Source organism: Acinetobacter sp. G18 (assembly GCF_052660225.1).
The window spans coordinates 1389233-1410168 of record NZ_CP109658.1; the positions used below are offsets into that span (position 1 = coordinate 1389233).

General features: G+C 39.0%; 19 protein-coding genes. 6 read left to right on the forward strand and 13 right to left on the reverse strand.

Annotation, left to right across the window (positions count from 1 at the left end; genetic code table 11):
• Positions 1-82 precede the first annotated feature (82 nt).
• Positions 83-1963 (forward strand): tRNA uridine-5-carboxymethylaminomethyl(34) synthesis enzyme MnmG, encoded by a 1881-nt coding sequence (gene mnmG, locus NE363_RS06600; protein WP_107973607.1) that lies wholly within the window; start codon positions 83-85, stop codon positions 1961-1963.
• Between the two features lie 384 nt (positions 1964-2347).
• Here mnmG and NE363_RS06605 read toward each other — a convergent pair whose 3' ends face one another.
• The gene (locus NE363_RS06605; protein ID WP_004700816.1) at positions 2348-3355 is read right to left on the reverse strand and encodes a helix-turn-helix transcriptional regulator; all 1008 of its coding nucleotides are present in this window, start codon (positions 3353-3355) and stop codon (positions 2348-2350) included.
• Positions 3356-3580: 225 nt separating this feature from the next.
• Here NE363_RS06605 and NE363_RS06610 point away from each other — a divergent pair, with 225 nt between their 5' ends.
• From NE363_RS06610 to NE363_RS06625, 4 genes are read left to right on the forward strand one after another with little or no spacing between them, the layout of a single operon-like run.
• Entirely contained in the window at positions 3581-5137 is a 1557-nt protein-coding gene (locus NE363_RS06610) for a circularly permuted type 2 ATP-grasp protein (protein ID WP_445536073.1), read from the forward strand.
• A 22-nt stretch (positions 5138-5159) separates the two neighbouring features.
• Positions 5160-5756 (forward strand): alpha-E domain-containing protein, encoded by a 597-nt coding sequence (locus NE363_RS06615; protein ID WP_049066018.1) that lies wholly within the window; start codon positions 5160-5162, stop codon positions 5754-5756.
• A gap of 2 nt (positions 5757-5758) precedes the next feature.
• Positions 5759-6538 carry a transglutaminase family protein gene (locus NE363_RS06620; protein ID WP_004700822.1) on the forward strand — a complete coding sequence of 260 codons (780 nt, stop codon included), beginning with the start codon at positions 5759-5761 and terminating at the stop codon, positions 6536-6538.
• 16 nt (positions 6539-6554) lie between these two features.
• Entirely contained in the window at positions 6555-7289 is a 735-nt protein-coding gene (locus NE363_RS06625; protein WP_004700824.1) for a proteasome-type protease, read from the forward strand.
• Positions 7290-7345: 56 nt separating this feature from the next.
• Here the strand turns inward: NE363_RS06625 and alr are convergent, their stop codons facing one another.
• The 12 genes from alr to ppsA form a co-directional block, all read right to left on the reverse strand.
• Positions 7346-8416, reverse strand: coding sequence for an alanine racemase (gene alr, locus NE363_RS06630; RefSeq protein WP_445536074.1), 1071 nt, complete (start codon positions 8414-8416; stop codon positions 7346-7348).
• A 32-nt stretch (positions 8417-8448) separates the two neighbouring features.
• Complete coding sequence (gene dnaB / locus NE363_RS06635; protein ID WP_004700827.1) at positions 8449-9894, reverse strand: replicative DNA helicase; 1446 nt, start codon at positions 9892-9894, stop codon at positions 8449-8451.
• A gap of 202 nt (positions 9895-10096) precedes the next feature.
• On the reverse strand, positions 10097-10543 hold the full coding sequence (rplI, locus tag NE363_RS06640; RefSeq protein WP_004700828.1) for a 50S ribosomal protein L9: 447 nt from the start codon (positions 10541-10543) through the stop codon (positions 10097-10099).
• Between the two features lie 8 nt (positions 10544-10551).
• Positions 10552-10779, reverse strand: coding sequence for a 30S ribosomal protein S18 (gene rpsR, locus NE363_RS06645; RefSeq protein WP_000090661.1), 228 nt, complete (start codon positions 10777-10779; stop codon positions 10552-10554).
• An 11-nt stretch (positions 10780-10790) separates the two neighbouring features.
• A complete protein-coding gene (rpsF, locus tag NE363_RS06650) occupies positions 10791-11174 on the reverse strand; it encodes a 30S ribosomal protein S6 (RefSeq protein ID WP_004700831.1) in 384 nt (127 codons plus the stop codon).
• A gap of 186 nt (positions 11175-11360) precedes the next feature.
• Positions 11361-12239, reverse strand: coding sequence for a heme o synthase (gene cyoE / locus NE363_RS06655; RefSeq protein ID WP_039251506.1), 879 nt, complete (start codon positions 12237-12239; stop codon positions 11361-11363).
• Between the two features lie 10 nt (positions 12240-12249).
• Positions 12250-12579 (reverse strand): cytochrome o ubiquinol oxidase subunit IV, encoded by a 330-nt coding sequence (locus tag NE363_RS06660; RefSeq protein ID WP_000094534.1) that lies wholly within the window; start codon positions 12577-12579, stop codon positions 12250-12252.
• Entirely contained in the window at positions 12579-13199 is a 621-nt protein-coding gene (gene cyoC / locus NE363_RS06665) for a cytochrome o ubiquinol oxidase subunit III (protein ID WP_002049203.1), read from the reverse strand. The genes NE363_RS06660 and cyoC overlap by 1 nt, the downstream gene beginning before the upstream one ends.
• 4 nt (positions 13200-13203) lie before the next feature.
• Positions 13204-15195, reverse strand: a complete 1992-nt coding sequence (cyoB, locus tag NE363_RS06670) for a cytochrome o ubiquinol oxidase subunit I (RefSeq protein ID WP_019458343.1) — start codon at positions 15193-15195, stop codon at positions 13204-13206.
• Between the two features lie 3 nt (positions 15196-15198).
• Entirely contained in the window at positions 15199-16251 is a 1053-nt protein-coding gene (gene cyoA / locus NE363_RS06675; RefSeq protein ID WP_004700839.1) for a ubiquinol oxidase subunit II, read from the reverse strand.
• 316 nt (positions 16252-16567) lie between these two features.
• Positions 16568-17323 (reverse strand): RDD family protein, encoded by a 756-nt coding sequence (locus NE363_RS06680; RefSeq protein ID WP_445536075.1) that lies wholly within the window; start codon positions 17321-17323, stop codon positions 16568-16570.
• Between the two features lie 64 nt (positions 17324-17387).
• Positions 17388-19775 carry a phosphoenolpyruvate synthase gene (ppsA, locus tag NE363_RS06685; RefSeq protein ID WP_445536076.1) on the reverse strand — a complete coding sequence of 796 codons (2388 nt, stop codon included), beginning with the start codon at positions 19773-19775 and terminating at the stop codon, positions 17388-17390.
• Positions 19776-19922: 147 nt separating this feature from the next.
• Here ppsA and ppsR point away from each other — a divergent pair, with 147 nt between their 5' ends.
• Positions 19923-20759: a posphoenolpyruvate synthetase regulatory kinase/phosphorylase PpsR gene (gene ppsR / locus NE363_RS06690; RefSeq protein WP_004700844.1), complete on the forward strand. Its 837-nt coding sequence runs from the start codon at positions 19923-19925 to the stop codon at positions 20757-20759.
• The last annotated feature ends 177 nt before the right edge of the window (positions 20760-20936 follow it).

Genomic DNA, 20936 nt, shown 5'->3' on the forward strand with positions numbered 1-20936 from the left:
GACAATTTTGTAATTATGTACATCAATAAGCAGATAATTTTGCTATAATGTTCCGTCTTTTTTTTCTGGTGTTTTTGTACTCATGCACTATCCTAAAGTTTATGATGTTATCGTTATCGGTGGCGGTCACGCAGGTACGGAAGCGGCACTTGCTGCGGCGCGTATGGGACGACAGACTTTGCTTTTGACCCATAACATTGAGACTTTGGGTCAGATGAGCTGTAACCCAGCAATTGGTGGTATTGGTAAATCACATTTAGTACGTGAAATTGATGCACTTGGCGGTGCGATGGCTTTGGCTGCCGATAAAGGTGGTATTCAATTCCGTATTTTAAACTCACGTAAAGGTGCGGCAGTACGTGCAACGCGTGCTCAGGCTGACCGTGTTCGCTATAAAGCTGCAATTCGTGAGACTTTAGAAAACCAAGCAAATCTTGATATTTTCCAACAAGCGGCCGATGACCTGATTGTTGAAGGTGATACTGTTAAGGGTGTTGTTACCCAAATGGGTATTCGCTTTGACGCAAAAACTGTTGTGTTGACTACAGGTACATTCTTAGGTGGTGTTATTCACGTTGGTTTAGAAAAATCAAGCGGTGGTCGTGCAGGAGATCCTCCTTCTATTGCACTTGCTCAGCGTCTTCGTGAATTAAAACTGCCAGTAGGTCGTTTAAAAACTGGGACACCACCACGTATTGATGCGCGCTCAGTTGATTTCTCTGTTATGACACCACAACCGGGTGACTTTCCGTCTCCAGTGATGTCATTCATGGGTGATGCTTCGATGCATCCTGAACAAGTGAACTGCTATATCACGCATACTAACGAAAAAACGCATGACATTATTCGTGGTGGTTTAGATCGTTCACCAATGTATACCGGTGTCATAGAAGGTGTAGGTCCACGTTACTGTCCTTCAATTGAAGACAAGATTCATCGTTTCTCTGATAAAGACTCACATCAGGTATTTTTAGAGCCAGAAGGTCTCGATACTCATGAGCTTTATCCAAATGGTATTTCGACTTCATTACCATTTGATGTTCAGTTTGAACTTGTTCGCTCAATTCGTGGTATGGAAAATGCCCATATTTTGCGTCCGGGTTATGCAATCGAATATGATTATTTCAATCCGCAAGCTTTGAAATTCACCCTTGAAACCAAAGCAATTAACGGCTTGTATTTTGCAGGGCAAATTAATGGTACTACCGGTTATGAAGAAGCGGGTGCCCAAGGTTTACTTGCTGGTTTAAATGCTGCACGCCGTGCTTGGGAACAAGAAGAGTGGACACCGAAACGTGACCAAGCTTATATGGGCGTATTGGTTGATGACTTGATTACTTTGGGTACAAAAGAACCATACCGTATGTTCACTTCACGTGCGGAATATCGTTTGATGTTACGTGAAGATAATGCCGATCAACGTTTAACAACAATTGGTCGTGAACTTGGTTTGGTTGATGATGTTCGTTGGGCTGCTTATTGTGAAAAAATGGAAGCAGTTGAGCGCGAAACATCGCGTCTACAACATTTGTGGGCGGCGCCTAACAATCCAATGGGTAAGAAATTTGTCGAAATGACTGGTGCTGACTTGAGTAAAGAATGTAGTGCGATTGATTTACTCAAACGTCCTAATATTAGTTTTGCTCAAATTGCAGAGCTTACAGGTTCGGAAGTTTCTGAACAAGTTGGTGATCAAATTGAAATTGCTGTTAAATACGAAGGTTATATTAACCGTCAGCATGAAGATGTAGCTCAATTAAAGCGTCTTGAAGAAACCAAAATTCCAGCCGATTTCGATTATGATATTGTTTCTGGTCTATCGCGTGAAATTACTCAGAAATTGAAAACTGTTCTTCCAGAAACGTTAGCTCAAGCGAGTCGTATTCCTGGTGTTACCCCAGCTGCTGTTCAGCTTGTAATGATCACGATTCGTAAAAATAACATGATGAGAAAAACAGCTTAATTATTTTAGTATGTAAAAAAGCTCAGTTTATACTGGGCTTTTTTATTTTCTGATCAAAAAATATATGGAAATTTCCTAAGGAAGAAAATAGATTTCACTTCCTTTTTTTCTTATTTCACAGGTTTCAAAACGAAGGTTATATTAAATTCACGTTCAAACAAGAGGGCTTTAAATATGACAATGAAATCGATTCGTTACAATAGAGATGAAATGGCATGCCAATGCTCATGTTCAAAATAGCGCAAAACAAGACAAGAGGCAGATCAGTTTTGGCGGGGGAGAACATACTGATCTGAACATAACTAAAAATATAAATGCCAATATAAAATTAAGAAAATGATAATTCAAAATCTAAAGAGAACCTTATGGTTCTCTTTTTTATATCTATTTATTCTCAGAATCAATTTCTCGTACAGCATTGTTTACTTGAATAGGTTCTATACGTAGTAGTTTTTTCCCAAAACTTCGTAGCCACCACACCAGTTGAGATGTAAATGGAACAGTCGCAGTAACTTCGACAATGTTTTCTTCAATTGGAGTAATTGTTTGATCTTTACTTAACTGGCTTTCATAAAAAGTTTTAGCGGTTTGCTCAGTCATTGTTAATGTGAGTTGAATAGACTCTGTAGGTTGGTTGTAATCTACTCTAAAACCTAAAGCACCTGAGTCAATATAGTGATCAATATCAAAGTTGACGGGGTGAAGCGCACGACTTTCTAAAACTTTTGCTGATCTGAAACGGTGCAAAGCAAATGTTTGTACTTCAGTTTTGTCATGTCGGGTGCAAATTAAATAAATGACAGCACCTTTTTGGACCAAAGCAAGTGGATTTAAAATATAAGTTTTGTCTTCACCTTGGTTTACACGAGCTTGATATACACATTCAATTTGTTTGTCTTGTAGCAAGCCTTCGTATATAGCTTGTTGAGCAGCACGATCGACTACAGGTGGAATAAGCGGCTGACTTGCTGGCACAATGCGTACACGATTAATCCATTGCCTTACATTATTCTGTGTAGATAGACTCCGTTTTGCCAAGTCAAACCAAGGCCCCATTTCATCTAATAGGCTAGGTGGAAGCAAATGTTTGAGATGTTCTTCAACCATCATAAAGGTCACCGCTTGAGAGCTTGTCATATGCGGTAAGCTTTGAATTGGAGCATCTGATTGCCAACGCCAGCCTTGAGGTACGGCTTTATTGCTTTCAATTGGAAAACGCTGAGCAATTTGATTTAAATCACGCTGAATTGTCCTTAAACTGATTTCAATACCTTCACGCTCAAGCATTTCTTGTAATTCTCGAGTTCCGATCCATTTACCGGTAGGGAGGCGAGATAAAATCTGCCATTGGCGATATAAACTATTTGAAGTTTCTTTTTCTATTACAGACATAAGCGTAATAAATCTATATCCAATTGCTTTGGTGTCACCACAATAAAAAAACTTTACACATTTAGCAAGTTTGTCAGATTCAGTTTTTGGCTGCCGTTACAATCAATGCTAAAATTTAGAAGAAAGTTATAACAATGAAAGCCAATAAGTATTATAGATATATAAGTGGCACTGAAATTGCTTATTTAAAAATGAAATATAGATAAATGATAAGACGAGGTTGCTATGTCAGAACAAGAGAAAGACCTACAAGCCGATATTGAATATTTTTTACAAGAGCAGGCGACCAACGCAGCATTACTTAACCAGAGTCCATCGTTTATAGAAAATCTTTCTGTACAGACGAATTTATTTGAACAACTAAAATCGCAGTTTTTCAATGAGATGTTAGATGATGTAACGTTTAATGGTGCAGCTTCTAAAAAAATTGAGCAATGGTTGAGTATTCGTACCTTAGATGAACTTAAGCAATTAAATGCTCAGGCCAAACAGCATTTTCTCTATCAAGGGATTACTTTTAATGTATACGGTGATAAAGAGGGCGCAGAACGGACGATTCCTTTTGATTTAATTCCAAGAGTTATTGAAAAAAAACAATGGGAAAAAATTGCAGCAGGCTGTGCGCAGCGAGTTAAAGCTTTAAATTACTTTTTAGATGATATTTATCATGGACAACATATTTTAAAGGAGAAATTAATTCCAGAGAACCAGATTGTTTGTCATGAGGCTTTTCAGCCACATATGCTCAAGCATTCACTAAAAGGTAAAATTTATTCTCAAATTAGTGGAATAGATATTATTCGTGATGGTGATGGGGAGTTCTTTGTACTAGAAGATAACTTACGAACACCTTCTGGCGTGTCATATATGATTGAAAGTAGAAATATTAGTCAACAACTTATGCCTGAGCTTTGTGCTGCCAATAATTTACAAGGAATTGAACATTATCCAGGTTTATTAAAAGAAATACTTCAAGAAAATTCAGAAGTTGATCAACCCTTTATTGTGGTCTTAACTCCTGGGCGTTTTAACAGTGCTTATTATGAGCATGCTTTTCTAGCGCGTGAAATGGATGTGCCACTGGTTACTAACCGAGATTTATTTGTAGAAAATGATCAAGTTTTTGTTAAAACCATTCGCGGACGCCAAAAAGTTGATGTGATTTATCGACGTTTAGATGACGATTTCTTAGATCCACTTGCATTTCGACCTGATAGTGCTCTTGGGGTGGCGGGGCTTATGTCTGCTTATTTACAGAAAAATGTAGTGATTGCCAACGCACCAGGTACAGGGGTTGCTGACGATAAATCAATTTATCCATATGTTGATCAGATGATTCAATATTATTTGGGAGAAACACCAATTTTAAAGAATGTACCTACTTATCAATGTCGAGAAAAAGAACATTTGGATTATGTACTCACTCATATTGATCAATTAGTAATTAAAGAAGCTCAAGGTTCTGGTGGTTATGGCATGTTAATAGGACCTAAAGCGAGCTCATGTGAAATTGATGAATTTAGAAAAAAACTGATTGCTACACCGCATGAATATATTGCGCAGCCCACATTAGCTTTATCTGTTGCACCGACTTTAACAACATCAGGGGTGGCTGAACGTCACATTGACCTACGACCGTTTGTATTGAGTTCTCCATATCGTACTGAAATTGTACCTGGAGGCTTAACACGAGTAGCCATGCAGGCAGGATCTTTAGTCGTAAATTCCTCACAAGGAGGAGGTATTAAAGATACATGGGTTGTTGAGACATTACATTCCTAATCGTTGGTTAAAGAGGAAATTTATGGTTTTACTCAATTCGAGTGCACACCACATTTATTGGTTAGGCCGTTATTTAATGCGGATTAAATTTGCTGTATCACACTTGCCATTTACAAATGATGAAAAAGCAAGTCAATTTGCATCAGCATTTGGGTTGGTTATTGAGCAAGCGGAATTACTGAATTGCTATATGTTAGATACTCAACAAACATATTCATTACTGAACCAGTTCGCTATTGCCAAAGATAATATCCATGAATTAAGAGGAATATTATCTTCTAGTGCGTATGCAGAATTGAATCATGCGATTAAGTCTATTCAAGCTAACCCTGATTCATTAAATCAGGCTTTGGATAAATGTAATCAAATACTTAGTGCTGAACATGAGGATATTGCCCTTTTTCTGCAATTGGGCCAAAAGATAGAACAATTCGATATACAACTACGTTTTCAACAAGACCTTACAGTGCTTTTACAAGATTTGGAAAAATTACTCAAACGACTTAATGACTTAGGGTGGGATAAATTAAATGAAGTGTGGACATTGTTGAAAGATCATCCAAATTGGGAGGGTTACTATAATTTCACACAGCAGTTGGAATATATGTTCGAGGCATAATTATGAAACTGATGATCAATCATCAAACGCATTATCACTATACGGAAACTGCTAAAAACAGTATTCAGTATATTAAAATGATGCCTCAAACATCATTACATCAGCATGTCTTGAATTGGGCAATCAGTGTGCCTGGAGATAAAACTCTCAAAAGGGATATCTTTAATAATATTTGGTTAACGGCTACTCAGCGCTATGAGTATCAGCATTTAACTTTTATGGCGCAAGGGATTGTCGAGCTTCTTAATACAGAAATAGGTGGAGTAGATGTATCTATACCTATGAGCCTATTTCTTCAAAATACGGAAGCCACAAAATATGATTCCGAAATGTTGGATTTTGCTAGGAGAATTGTAACGGTAAAAGATAGAAAACATATTGCTTTACTGAGTGAAAATATTTTGCAAAAGATGCCTTATCAACCAGATAGTACCTCTGTTCATACGATTGCTACAGAGGGTTTTCATGCAGGACAGGGGGTATGCCAAGATCATGCACATGTTTTAATTGCTATGTGCCGTGCGTTACAATTACCAGCACGTTATGTCTCTGGTTATTTATTTGATCAAAATTCCCCCCACCTTGCCAGTCACGCTTGGGCGGAGGTATTTTTAGATAATCAGTGGTATTGTTTTGATGTAAGCAATCAATTGTTTACACCAATGCATCATATTTATCTTGCGGTTGGTCGAGACTATCTTGATGTTGCGCCGATTCGAGGTGTGAGAGAAAAAGGTGGAGTCGAAAATATGATGTCTGTGGTTCAAGTGTTGGCCTGTTGAATGTGAAGAGAGCGAAATGACCTATTGTTGTGCACTGAGATTAGAGCAGGGTTTGGTGTTTATAAGTGACACTCGAACTAATGCAGGGGTCGATCATATTTCTGTGTTTCGTAAACTTCATACTTTTGGTGTGACGGGTGAGCGATTTATTGCTTTGCAAACAGCAGGTAATTTAGCAACAACACAAGCGGTTATCGGGCATTTGCAAAATGCCCTTACTTTGCAGCAAGAGCCTAATCTATATAGTATTAACACAATGTTTGAAGTGGCTGATCTAGTTGGTAAGACTTTAAAAAATGTTTTAGAGGATATTAGCTCGGATACTCAAGAACAAATGAATTACGCCTGTAGTATTTTAGTGGGTGGGCAAATTAAAGGCGGCGATATGCAGCTTTATAATGTTTATCCACAAGGTAATTTTATTTGTGCAACGACAGATACACCTTACTTTCAAATTGGTGAAAGTAAATACGGTAAGCCTATTTTAGATCGTGCTTTATATTATGCTATGCCGTTGGATGATGCGCTACGCTGTAGCTTAATCTCGTTTGACTCGACGTTGCGTTCTAATGTTTCGGTAGGTTTACCTTTAGATGCGCTAGTCTATACTAAAGATAGTTTTGTAATCCCTATGGGGAAGCGAATTAGTGAAGATGATCCTTATTTTTCACAAATAAGTCATCAGTGGTCGGATACTTTACGCCGTGGACTGCAAGAAATGCCAAAACCTACTGATGATTATTGGCGTTAAAAATGACTTTAAATAAAAAATCCAAGCTGAGCTTGGATTTTTTATTGATTAAATTATTAAGTGCTTTGGCGGACTGGTCGAGTACTTAAGCGACAAAGTAATTCATAACCAATTGTGCCATTTGCATCAGCAACATCATCAACTAAACGATGTTTACCCCAAAGTTCAACTTGAGTACCGAGTTTTACTTGGGTATTTGTGACATCAATTGCAATCATATCCATACTAACTCGCCCTACAACTGGGCAAAGTTTGCCATCAACAGCGACAAAATTTTGCTTTATATAAGCTCGTGGATAACCGTCACCATAACCAATAGAAACTATAGCGATATCCATAGCCTGTTGAGCACAAAAATTAGAACCATAACCCACATGTTCACCAGCTTGAATGTGGTTTAGTGCAATAATTTCTGCTTTGAATGTCATGACTGGTTTTAAATCAAGTTCATGTACGGTTTTATCTGCGAAAGGAGAAGCTCCATAGAGCATGATACCAGGCCGTACGTAGTCGAAATTTAGTTCTGGCCATTTAAAAATAGCGGCTGAATTACAACAAGAGGCTAAAACTGGATCACAAGCTTGTTTTACGTGCAAAAATTGTTGTTTTTGCTGCTCGTTAAGTGGGTGGTCTACATCTGCATTGGCAAAATGCATCGCAAGTACACAAGTAAATCCTTCAGATTTTAAAGTTTTAATAACTTCAATAATTTCAGGATTTTTAAAACCTAAGCGGTTCATACCGCTATTCAGCTTAACCCATACTTTTAGACCTTGGGCGATATAGGCTTGTTTATATTTAATTAACCACTCAAATTGTTGTTGATGGTGAATTATACATTCAAATTTTTCTTTAATAGCGATAGGCATTTCCTCTTCAGAAAACACTCCTTCAATTAAAGTTACAGGTTGCTTAAATCCGAGTTGTCGAATTTCCAAGCCTTCTTGTAGACAGGCGACACCAAAGGCATCTGAGGCATTTAAGGCTGCTAAACAGTCTTTGACTCCATGTCCGTAAGCATTGGCTTTGACCATGCTTACGATTTTTGAATTTGCTGCGAGTTGTTTGACACGGTTTAAATTATATTGAAGCGCTTGGCGATCAATATAAACTGTTGCTTGACGCACCCTCATTTACTCCTTTGGGCTAGAGATAGAGTTTATTCTTCATCATCATATTGGCTGTAATACTCAGGAGAGAGATTACTAAAACGAGTGTATTGACCTTCAAAGGCAAGACGCACCGTACCAATAGGTCCGTTACGTTGTTTACCAATGATAATTTCTGCGGTGCCTGCTTCTTTAGATTCTTTGTTATAGACTTCATCACGATAAATAAACATGATTAAGTCGGCATCCTGCTCAATCGCACCCGATTCACGTAAGTCAGACATTACTGGGCGCTTGTTTGGTCGGTTTTCCAGACTTCGGTTAAGCTGAGAAAGTGCGATAACAGGACATTGCATCTCTTTCGCTAATGCTTTTAAGCTACGTGAAATTTCCGAGATCTCGCCAACACGGTTGTCACCCATACCCGGCACTTTCATGAGCTGTAAATAGTCGACCATGATGCAGCCGATTTTACCATCATGCATTTTGGCAACGCGGCGAGCACGAGCACGGAGTTCGGTTGGAGGTAAGGCTGATGAGTCATCAATATACAAATGCATTTGCTGAAGTTGCAGGATGGTACCTGTAACTTTAGTCCATTCATCGGCATCTAAGTTACCTGAACGTAAATGTCCTTGGTGAACTTTACCCATTGCCGAAATTAGACGCATAGCAATTGAGTCTGCTGGCATCTCCATAGAAAATACCAGAGCGGGGAGTTGGTTGTATTGTAAAACACTTTCAACCAAGTTCATTGCAAAGGTAGTTTTACCCATAGATGGACGTGCTGCGACAATAATTAAATCTCCCGGTTGCATACCAGAAGTTTTATTATCAAGTTCTAAGAAGCCTGTGGTTAAGCCTGTAATATTGCCATCGAGTTTTGAGAGCTCATCAAGTTTGCTAATCACATCAGCAGTTACAGAGCTAATTGCTTTAGGGCCAGAATCTTTTTTGTTGTTATTATGCTGTTCTGCTAAAGAAAAAATACTGGTTTCAGCCAAATCTAAAATTTCACTCACACCTCGACCTTTTGTGTCATAAGCATTTTGCAAAATTTCAGTACTGACTTTAATCATGCTACGTAGCGTAGAGAATTCTTTAATTTTGGTCGCATAAGTTTCAAGGTTATAGAAACTCGAAGGCGAGTCAGCCATAAGCTGCATCAAATATTCTTCACCACCGATTGCACTAAGTAAATTTTGTTTTAAAAGCCAGTCATTCACTAAGACCGCATCGTACGGTGAATTTTCCTGTGCCAATTTTTCAATCGCGCGATAAATATATTTATGGCGAGTGGCATAAAAATCATTTTCTTTGAGTAGATCGCTGACTTGCTCAAAAGATTCAGCAACAGTCATCAGCGCAGCAAGCACAGCTTGTTCGATGGCTAAATTGTGTGGGGGAGTGCGAAACTCTTTAAGTTGGCCTGATTCACTCGTCTTATTTTCTGTTGGAGATGAAAGCGTTAAAGAAGTGGCATTCGCCTGAGACATAATTAGACCTGATGATAAAATGTGTACACAAAAAAGGGTTTTAAGCCGAGAACTATCTTAAAACAAAAATAAATAAACTACCTAATTAAAAAACCAATTAAACTGAAGAACTGATCAGGAATTAATATATCTAATTTTATTGCATAAATTTAAGAGATAAAAAAAGAGCATGCGTGAGCATGCTCTTTTTTTTGATGAGAAATTACTCAGATACGATAGTAACGAGAACTTCTGCAACAACATCATGATGCAATTGAATTGCGATGTTGAATTCACCAGTGTGACGAAGCGCACCATTAGGTAAACGAACTTCTGCACGGTCAACTGTAAGACCAGCATTCGTTAATGCGTCAGCGATGTCACGAGTACCGATAGAACCGAAGAGTTTACCTTCGTCACCAGCTTTAGCAGTGATAACGATGTTAACTTCATTCAATTGTTCAGCACGTGCTTGAGCAGCAGCTAAAATTTCAGCTTCTTGCTTCTCAAGTTCAGCACGACGAGCTTCAAAAGCAGCAGTGTTAGCTTCAGTAGCTGCAACTGCTTTACCTTGAGGGATAAGGAAGTTACGGCCGTAACCAGCTTTAACTGATACTTTATCGCCTAATTTACCAAGGTTCTTAATGCGTTGTAATAAGATAACGTCCACAGATCACCTCACTTATGGTTGTCAGTGTACGGAATCAAAGACAAATAGCGAGCTTGTTTGATAGCAAGTGCTAATTGACGTTGATAACGAGCTTTAGTACCAGTGATACGGCTAGGAACAATCTTGCCGTTTTCAGTGATGTACTGTTTTAAAGTGTCGATATCTTTGTAGTCGATGTACGCAACATTCTCAGCTGTAAAGCGGCAGAACTTGCGACGACGGTAAAAACGTGCCATTGATGTTCTCCTTATTCAGCTTCTTGAGCAACTTGCTGTGCTTCTTCACGTTGAGCTTTACGCGCACGCTTTTCTTCAGCACTCTTAGCAAGCAATGACTCTTCAGTGATTGCGTGTTCACGACGGATGATAAGGTTACGAATGATTGCGTCGTTATAACGGAATAATTCTTCTAACTCATCAAGCGTAGCTTGACCACATTCAACATTCATAAGAATGTAGTGCGCTTTGTGAATTTTGTTAATTGGGTAAGCCAATTGGCGACGGCCCCAATCTTCTAAACGGTGAATTTGACCTTCAGCTTCTTTGATCTGAGAGATATAGCGTTCAACCATACCTACAACTTGATCGCTTTGGTCTGGGTGTACCAAAAGTACGATTTCGTAATGACGCATTGTCAGCTCCTTACGGTTTAAACAGCCCCTAAAAAATTAGAAGCAAGGAGTCATAGCTAAAATATAATATAAATAGCTACGTCGCATAAAATGCGAAGGCTGAATTATAGGTAAAAATTAGACTAAAAACAAATCTTTTGATAAGAAATATGAAAACTTGTTTTAGAGGAGGAAATCCTCCCTTAATTAAAAGAGAGGAAGATTTGGAGCGGGGGATTGATAGGTAAAGCTAAAACTTAAACTTAACAAAGTAATTAAGATTACTGAGTAAAGAAAAAAGCGCTTGGCCCAAAGTTGGTCGTTTTCGGCTTTAAATCCAATAATTGATAAGTAGAACCAATATGCGGTCAACGCATTAAAGGTAATTAAAAAGAATATATTGGTATAGCCAAAACAATATAACCCATTCAAAACAGCTGCAAATAACAGGATATATATTACACATTCAATTTTCGTGCGATAAATTGAACGCGCTACAGGCAAAATTGGAATTCCTGCATTTTTGTAATCATCAAAACGATAAATTGCAATTGCCCAAGAGTGAGGCATTTGCCATAAACCATATGCTAAAAACAAAAGCAGGGCTGCCACATCAAATTGATGAGTTACTGCTGTATAACCAATAACAGGAGGGCTCGCTCCGGAGATACTACCAATAACGGTTTGATGGATTGAGGTACGTTTAGTCCACAAGCTATAAAAACCGACATAGACAACAAAACCAATGACTGCAAATAAAAATGCGTAACCGTTTACACCAAACCATAAAATGCTAAAACCAATTAATCCAAGTACAAATGCATATACAAGTGCAACAGTAGGAGAGATGGTTTTTTTAACAAGTGCACGGTTTTGTGTGCGCTGCATCTTTATATCAATATCTTGATCTATAACATTATTAACAACACAGCCAGAAGCAACAACTAACGTTGTTCCAATAAGGGTGAGTAATAATAATAAGATGTCTATAGAGCCTTGGGCGGCTAAGAAGAAGCCGCCCAAGGTGGTAATGAAATTACCGAAGAGAATTCCTGGTTTAGTCAGGAATAGATACTTTCTCAACATGACAATCAGTTTAGATCATCATATTGTAGTGAAGATAATTCATAATCCACACAGAACCAATTAAAAGTACAGCGATACATAGAATTGTGTAGATAAATGCAATCATATTCCAACGTTGTTCAGATGATGTATTCATGTGTAAGAAGTACACAAGTTGTACAAGAACCTGAGCAACAGCAGTAATAGCAATTACTGTAACTAAAAGACCGCGGCTAAAACCACCTGCCATCACCATCCCGAATGGGATGATGGTAAGAATAACAGATAGAATAAAACCTACAGTGTATTGCTTAAAGTTACCGTGTGACGCACCAGCAGCATTATGCTCATGACTACTCATTAGAGAACTCCCAGTAAGTAAACGACGCTGAATACACAGATCCAAACGATGTCAAGGAAGTGCCAGAACAAGCTTAAACAAGCAAGACGACGTGTATTCGGTAAAGTCAAACCTTTAGTCTTGATTTGATACATCAATACTAACATCCACACTAAACCAGAAGTTACGTGGATACCGTGCGTACCAACCAAGGTAAAGAAAGACGACAAGAATGCACTATGAGTTGGACCGTGACCTTCTTCAACAAGGTGATGGAATTCATAGAGCTCCATACCGATGAAGGTTGCACCAAAAAGGAATGTAATAAATAACCAAGTGATCACTTGATTTACATTCTTTTTATAAGATGCAAGTACAGCAAAACCAAATGTTACCGATGAAATCAATAAGGCAAATGTTTCAGTTAACACATAGCCTAATGAGTTATGGAACAGGTCATATGCACTTGGAGTCCCTGCTGGAACATGACTGCTTAATACAGCGAACGCAATGAAGAGTGATCCGAAAAGAATCAAGTCACTCATCAAGTATGTCCAGAAACCAAAGACCGTTAAATCTGTATCATCATGTTCATGATGACCATCGTGGCCATGGTTGTCGTGATGAAGTACTTCAGCCATTTCCTTAGTCCTTCTTCAAGTGTTTTTCAAGTAAAGCATAGCGTTCGTTTTCAATACGCTCAACTTCAGCAGCTGGAACATAGTAATCAACATTCTTAGTGAATGAGCTTACGATCAAGCTAACAACAGCAGAAACGAATGAAACAACAACGAGCCACCAAACATGCCAAATAAGTGCAAAGCCAAGAAGTGTAATGAACATTGCAATGACAAAACCAGCAGCACGATCAGTCGGCATGTGGATGTCTTCATATTTAGTGTTACGTGCGTATGCTACACCATTTTCTTTGTCAGTCCAGAAACGGTCAACACCGCTTGCATCTGGTTCATGCGCAAAGTTATAGAATGGAGCTGGAGAAGAGGTTGCCCACTCAAGCGTACGAGCATCCCATGGATCGCCTGTAAGGTCCATGTTGTCTTTGCGTTGTAAGAAACCAACAATGATTTGCATTAAGAAACATGCAATACCAATAGCAACAAGAACAGCACCAAATAATGCAATCGCAAGGTATGGGTCCCACTCTGGGTTGTCATATGTATTCAAACGACGAGTCATACCCATGAAACCAAGGATATAAAGTGGCATGAATGCAAAATAGAAACCAAAGAACCAGAACCAGAACGCAGCTTTACCCCATGCTTCATTGAGCTTCCAACCAAACATTTTCGGCCAGTAGTAAATGATGCCGGCAAACATACCAAACACCACACCACCGATAATTACGTTATGGAAGTGAGCGATCAAGAATAATGAGTTGTGTACTAAGAAGTCCGCAGGTGGAACAGCCATAAGTACACCAGTTAAACCACCGATACCGAATGTTACAAGGAAGCCAAGCGTCCATAACATTGGAGTAGTAAAGGTGATGCGACCTTTATACATGGTGAATAACCAAGAGAAGATTTTCACACCAGTAGGAATCGCAATAACCATGGTCATGATACCGAAGAACGCGTTAACGTTCGCACCAGCACCCATGGTGAAGAAGTGGTGAAGCCATACAACGAACGCAAGAACAGTAATCGCGATAGTTGCATACACCATAGACTTGTAACCGAACAACGCTTTACGAGAGAAGGTTGCAACGATTTCTGAGTATAGACCAAATGCTGGTAATACCAAGATATATACTTCAGGGTGACCCCATGTCCAGATCAAGTTCACGTAAAGCATTGGGCTACCGCCAAGCTCATTTGTGAAGAAATGGAAGCCAAAGTAACGGTCTAGAGTAAGCATTGCAAGTGTACCTGTTAATACAGGGAATGATGCAATGATTAATACAGCCGTACAAAGTGAAGTCCACGTGAAAATAGGCATGTCCATCAATTTCATGCCAGGTGCACGCATTTTAATGATGGTAACGAAGAAGTTAACACCAGATAAAAGCGTACCTAGACCAGAAACCTGAAGTGCCCAGATATAGTAGTCAACACCTACACCAGGAGAATATTGAATGCCAGATAGAGGAGGGTAAGCCATCCAACCAGTTGCAGCAAATTCACCTAATACAAGTGAAAGCATCATTAAACCAGCAGCACCAGCGAATAACCAGAAGCTTAAAGAGTTTAATAATGGGAAAGCAACGTCACGAGCACCAATCTGTAAAGGTACAGAGATGTTCATCATACCTACAACGAGACCCATTGCTACGAAGAAGATCATGATTACACCGTGTGCGGTGAAGATCTGGTCGTAGTGGTCAGGATGTAAGTAACCTTCGCCGCCGCCTTTAGCGAGGAAAAGTTGTAAACGCATCATGATTGCATCGGCGAAACCACGCAAAAGCATGACAACAGATACGATGATATACATGATACCAATTTTTTTATGGTCTACAGTAATAAACCACTCATTCCACAAATATCCCCATTTTTTGAAATAGGTGATACCGCCAAGCACTGCAATTGCACCAATTGCCATAAGGACCATGGTGACAAGTACGATTGGCTCTGTCGGGATAGAGTCCCAACCCAGTTTACCAAAAATCATATCCATGTCTTATTCCCCTTGAGCAGCGTGTTCAGCTGCAGCATGAGTGTCAGCTGTTGCATGTTCAGCAGAGTGGTCAACACCATGATAGTTACTCATATAATGGTTGATAACTGTTTCAAACAGTTTTGGTTCAACTGAAGAGTAATAAGTCACAGGGTGCGGCTTAGTCGGGAACGGTTTCATCGCTTCTGCTTTAGCAAGTGCTTCTTGATCACCAGCAGCTTTAGCACGATTTACTAAATGCTCGATTTGGTGCTTAGAACGGTCGCCATCACGTAAGGTTGCCAATTCAGCTTGGTCAAGCGTAGCTTTTTGAACTGCTTCTGGATTAATAGTTGAACCCTTACCAGCCTTAACAGCTGCTACCCATTCATTGAATTGTTGCTCTGTAACGCTATGCGCTTTGAAACGCATTTGAGAGAAACCATAGCCTGAGTAGTTAGAAGAGAAACCACGATATACACCAGTTTCATTTGCTAACAAATGAAGGTGAGTTTGCATACCTGCCATTGCGTAAATCTGACCGCCTAACTGTGGAATGAAGAATGAGTTCATTGTGAAGTTAGAAGTGATTTTGAAGCTTAACGGAGTTTTTTCTGGGAAACGTACTTCGTTAACAGTCGCAATGTTTTGTTCAGGATAAATAAAGATCCACTTGAACTGTTCAGCAATAACCTGAATAGTTAAAGGTGCTTTATCTGATTCTAAAGGACGGTATGGGTCATACTTGTGGGAACCCCACCAAGTTAACCAAGCTAAAATACCAATAATAATGACAGGGATACCCCATACTACAACTTCAATTGCAGTTGAGTGTGCCCATGTAGGTTTATAGTCTGCATCTTTATTTGACGCACGATATTTCCAACCAAACCATAATGCCATGATGATTGAAGGAATCACCACAAGTAACATTAAATAGATCGCAGTCATCATAAGGTCACTTTGACCTTGACCAACTGGACCTTTAGAGTTTAGAAGTACCATATCACCACCACACCCAGTCAAAAGTGCGGCAAGCGTTGATAAAGACAATACAGCTAAAATCGTTTGTCTCATTTTACAACCTCGGTGAAGAGTCCCATTCCCTAATTAAATATGGGATAGCGATTAAAGTGTCGCATGATTGAGAATGCTAGTCTTAAAAATTTAGACTTCTCAATGATGCGACACCGCTACGTTGTAGGGCATTATGCCTCATATCGACAAACTAAGCTACACATAAAGCAGCTTGAAATAATTGTTTTAAAACCCGATTTTTTTTGTAGGGTATCGAATCTTGATAGAGCTTTTATTTAAATATCAATTCTCTATAGAAAAAAGGAGGTGGGGTGCCTCCTTTTTTTTAGACTTTAAATGAATGAGTCATTCACACTCATTTGATCACTTTTGTTCTTGCAATTTTGTCATGTAGAGTCTGTCGTTTTTGGCCCAATGCAAAAGCATAGTCAATAATTGTGCTAATAGGCATAAACAGTAAGTTTAATATAATGAAAACAATACTTCTGAGTAAGAACACACGCGTTAAATTAACTTTACCATTAGTTTCAGCATCGACAATCTTAATTCCGACAATTTTCTTGCCAATACTTTGACCAAATTTAGTTAAAAGAAAAGCTTGGATAGCGAGCATGATGACGACATAAACTAACATTGTATGCCATGCTTCAATCGGAATAAGCGTAAAAAGCTGTTGTTGAAGTTCTGCTGCTTTAGTTGAGGCAACTTCTGCAGATTGCATCTGTTTTTGTAACTCAAAAAGTTGCTTATATTGAGCTTCGTTAAAGAAGAAAGAAGGAATGGCTGCAATAGGTAACCAAAGTAATAAGTCAATAATTTTTGCAAGAGCACGAGATGAAATTGAAGCAAGTTCATGTGCTTTAGTTTCTACACGGATGTGCTGAATTGTCTCATTATGAGTCGTATTTGTATTTGCTGAAAAAGCAGAATAACCCGTAGGTTGATATACAAGTTTACCTTGGGTTAATTCTCCTAAAGCTTTCCACTCTGTCATGCCTTCATGCCAAGCTAAATCAGTGAGTAAAACCTGTTGGCTTGCCAACATCTGATTTAGTTGTTCTAAGGTATAAGGCCCAGCTTGTTGATTATTACGTGCCAAGTAAATTTGCATAAGTAAAAATTCTCTATTCTAAAGATGAAAAAAGACCCACGGATGGGTCTTTTTCTATAACAAATTAGATTTGCTTGATTTTTTCTTCAGCAAGGAAGAACCATGTATCTAAAACTGAGTCAGGGTTAAGAGACACTGACTCAATACCTTGTTCCATTAACCATTTTGCAAGGTCAGGGTGATCAGATGGTCCTTGACCACAGATACCCACATATTTGCCCGCTTTACGACAAGCATGAATTGCCATAGAAAGAAGTGCTTTAACAGCAGCATCACGTTCGTCAAATAAGTGAGAAACAATACCTGAGTCACGGTCTAGACCAAGTGTTAATTGGGTCAAATCGTTAGAGCCGATAGAGAAGCCATCAAAGTGTTCAAGGAATTGTTCAGCTAACAATGCGTTAGTTGGTAATTCACACATCATGATTACTTTTAAGCCGTTCTCACCACGTTTCAAGCCATTTTGAGCAAGTAGCTCAATTACACGTTTTGCTTCAGATACTGTACGCACGAAAGGAATCATGATTTGGATATTGGTTAGACCCATTTCATCACGAACTTTTTTAAGTGCACGGCATTCAAGTTCAAAACAGTCACGGAAGTTATCTGAAACATAACGGCTTGCACCACGGAAGCCAAGCATTGGGTTTTCTTCTTCCGGTTCGTATAACTTACCACCAATAAGGTTTGCGTACTCATTTGACTTAAAGTCAGACATACGAACGATTACTGGTTTGTCAGCAAACGCTGCAGCAAGTGTTGCAATACCTTCAACTAGTTTTTCAACATAGAATTCTACAGGTGATGCATAGCCAGCTGTACGTGTCATTACAGCAGCACGAGTTTCACGAGGTAAGCTTTCAATATTAAGAAGCGCTTTAGGGTGAACACCGATCATGCGGTTAATAATGAATTCTAAACGAGCAAGACCAATACCTTCGTTTGGAATTTGAGCAAAGTCAAAAGCTCGGTCAGGGTTACCTACGTTCATCATGATTTTGAATGAAAGTTTAGGCATGGACTCAACAGAGTTACGTTGAACTTCAAAATCTAATGCACCTTCGTAGATGAAACCAGTGTCACCCTCAGCACAAGAAACAGTAACTTCTTGGCCGTCAGTCAATACTTCAGTTGCGTTACCACAACCTACGATTGCCGGTACGCCAAGTTCACGAGCAATAATTGCCGCGTGACACGTACGACCACCACGGTTAGTGATAATCGCGGCAGCACGTTTCATTACTGGTTCCCAATCTGGATCAGTCATGTCAGATACAAGTACGTCACCGTCTTGTACTTTGTCCATTTCTTTAATTGAGCTAACAATACGAACTTTACCAGAACCGATACGTTGACCAATTGAACGACCTTCACAAAGAACAGTACCTCTTTGTTTAAGTAGGTAGCGCTCCATTGTGCCGACATTTTGACGGCTCTTAACGGTTTCAGGACGAGCTTGGACAATATAGATTTGACCATCGTCACCATCTTTTGCCCATTCAATATCCATTGGTGCACCGTAGTGCTGCTCAATAATAAGCGCTTGTTTTGCTAATTCTTGTAATTCGTGATCATTTAATGCGAATTGTTGACGCTCTTGTTTTTCAACATCAACAACAACAACTGATTTGCCAGCTGAACCTTCTTCACCATAAATCATTTTTTGGTGCTTAGAGCCTAAGTTACGGCGTAATACCGCATGTTTGCCAGCATTTAATAATGGTTTAGATAGGTAAAATTCGTCAGGGTTAACTGCACCTTGTACAACCATTTCACCTAAGCCATAAGATGCAGTAATAAATACAACATCACGGAAACCAGACTCAGTATCGAGTGTAAACATTACACCCGCAGCGCCAGTTTCAGAACGAACCATACGCTGAACGCCCGCAGATAATGCGACAACATCATGATCGAAGCCTTGGTGTACACGGTAAGAAATAGCACGGTCATTATATAAAGAAGCGAATACTTCTTTGATGGCGATAAGTACGTTATCAACACCACGAATATTCAAGAAAGTTTCTTGTTGACCTGCGAAAGATGCATCTGGTAAATCTTCAGCAGTTGCAGATGAACGAACGGCAACCGCGATATCTGGGTTGCCGTTAGAGAGTTCTGTAAAAGCGGCGCGAATTTCTTGTTCTAAGGTTGCAGTGAGTGGAGTCTCTACAATCCATTGACGAATTTTAGCGCCTGTTTCTGCAAGTGCATTTACATCATCGACGTTAAGTTGTGCAAGTTCTGCTTGAATTCGAGCGTTAAGACCGCTTTGGTCTAAGAACTCACGATAGGCCTCAGCAGTTGTTGCAAAACCACCAGGTACCGATACACCAGCATTTGATAAATGGCTGATCATTTCACCCAAAGATGAGTTTTTCCCACCTACGAGTTCGACATCGTGTTTCCCTAATTTTTCTAGACCGATTACGCGCGCTTCCAAAGTTTTCACTCCACTTTTGCAGTATTAATGTCTATCTTGGCATGAAATTAAAAAAATAAAGTGCTTAGTTGAGAATTTTACTAAGCGACAGTCATGTAAGATCAGTTTACTATAAAGATTATATAGCACTAAGACAAATGTTTAAGGAGAATTTTAATGTCAGAAAGTAAACAGTATAAGCGGAGTGTTTTTTTTATTTCTGATGGAACTGCAATTACTGCCGAGACTCTTGGACATTCGTTATTAGCACAATTCCCTAATGTAGATTTTGACATTCACATCATGCCTTATATCACAACTGAAGAGGCAGCAATGGCTATTGTGGTTGAGATTAATAAATGTCAAACCCGTGATGGATGCTTACCATTAGTATTTGATACTTTAGTTGATCCGCATGTCCGTGAAATTATTAATACTGCAAAAGCGGTTAATTTAGATGTATTTGAAGGACTAATCAGTAAACTTGAGCAGGAGCTTGGAACGCCGCCAACGACACTGGTTGGGCAAACACATGCAGTTACTGATTCTGAGTATTATAAAGCACGTATTGATGCAGTGCATTTCGCACTTGATAACGACGATGGGGCGCGTACTCGTCATTACGATAAAGCAGATTTGATTTTAATTGGTGTGTCACGCTCAGGTAAGACCCCAACTTCTATTTATCTTTCACTACAGTTTGGTATTCGTGTAGCTAACTATCCTTTGACAGAAGAAGATTTGGACGATAACCGTCTACCAGCAGTATTAAGAGAGCATCGTAGCAAATTGTTTGGTTTAATGATTGATGCAGAACGGTTGGTTGCTATTCGAAGCGAGCGCAAAGCAAATAGCCGATATGCAAGTTTTAGTCAGTGTCAAATGGAATTAAGAGCGATTGAAGGTATTTATATTTCAGAAGGTATTAAATATTTAAATGTCACTGAAATGTCAATTGAAGAAATCTCTACTCGTATTTTACAAATGACCGGTTTAAAACGACGTATCGGTTAATTAAATCAACTGTTTATTTTGGCCATTCAATTTAAATAATTTAAAGTTAATTAGATTGAATGGTTTTAAATTTATATACATATTAAAAATAAAAGTTTTAAATATAAAACGCCAAGTTAATGAATCGTTTCTGATTAGTTATCAGCGAGTAAACTCTTACACTACAGTTTGTGAGTT

What these genes read in the sequence shown, in the direction of transcription:
- NE363_RS06605 (WP_004700816.1), bottom strand. Translation starts at nt 3,355, where the DNA reads ATGTCTGTAATAGAAAAAGAAACTTCAAATAGTTTATATCGCCAATGG.
- rpsR (WP_000090661.1), bottom strand. Translation starts at nt 10,779, where the DNA reads ATGGCACGTTTTTACCGTCGTCGCAAGTTCTGCCGCTTTACAGCTGAG.
- mnmG (WP_107973607.1), top strand. Translation starts at nt 83, where the DNA reads ATGCACTATCCTAAAGTTTATGATGTTATCGTTATCGGTGGCGGTCAC.
- cyoE (WP_039251506.1), bottom strand. Translation starts at nt 12,239, where the DNA reads ATGTTGAGAAAGTATCTATTCCTGACTAAACCAGGAATTCTCTTCGGT.
- rpsF (WP_004700831.1), bottom strand. Translation starts at nt 11,174, where the DNA reads ATGCGTCATTACGAAATCGTACTTTTGGTACACCCAGACCAAAGCGAT.
- dnaB (WP_004700827.1), bottom strand. Translation starts at nt 9,894, where the DNA reads ATGTCTCAGGCGAATGCCACTTCTTTAACGCTTTCATCTCCAACAGAA.
- cyoB (WP_019458343.1), bottom strand. Translation starts at nt 15,195, where the DNA reads ATGGATATGATTTTTGGTAAACTGGGTTGGGACTCTATCCCGACAGAG.
- cyoA (WP_004700839.1), bottom strand. Translation starts at nt 16,251, where the DNA reads ATGAGACAAACGATTTTAGCTGTATTGTCTTTATCAACGCTTGCCGCA.
- NE363_RS06625 (WP_004700824.1), top strand. Translation starts at nt 6,555, where the DNA reads ATGACCTATTGTTGTGCACTGAGATTAGAGCAGGGTTTGGTGTTTATA.
- NE363_RS06610 (WP_445536073.1), top strand. Translation starts at nt 3,581, where the DNA reads ATGTCAGAACAAGAGAAAGACCTACAAGCCGATATTGAATATTTTTTA.
- NE363_RS06620 (WP_004700822.1), top strand. Translation starts at nt 5,759, where the DNA reads ATGAAACTGATGATCAATCATCAAACGCATTATCACTATACGGAAACT.
- cyoC (WP_002049203.1), bottom strand. Translation starts at nt 13,199, where the DNA reads ATGGCTGAAGTACTTCATCACGACAACCATGGCCACGATGGTCATCAT.
- NE363_RS06660 (WP_000094534.1), bottom strand. Translation starts at nt 12,579, where the DNA reads ATGAGTAGTCATGAGCATAATGCTGCTGGTGCGTCACACGGTAACTTT.
- NE363_RS06680 (WP_445536075.1), bottom strand. Translation starts at nt 17,323, where the DNA reads ATGCAAATTTACTTGGCACGTAATAATCAACAAGCTGGGCCTTATACC.
- NE363_RS06615 (WP_049066018.1), top strand. Translation starts at nt 5,160, where the DNA reads ATGGTTTTACTCAATTCGAGTGCACACCACATTTATTGGTTAGGCCGT.
- ppsR (WP_004700844.1), top strand. Translation starts at nt 19,923, where the DNA reads ATGTCAGAAAGTAAACAGTATAAGCGGAGTGTTTTTTTTATTTCTGAT.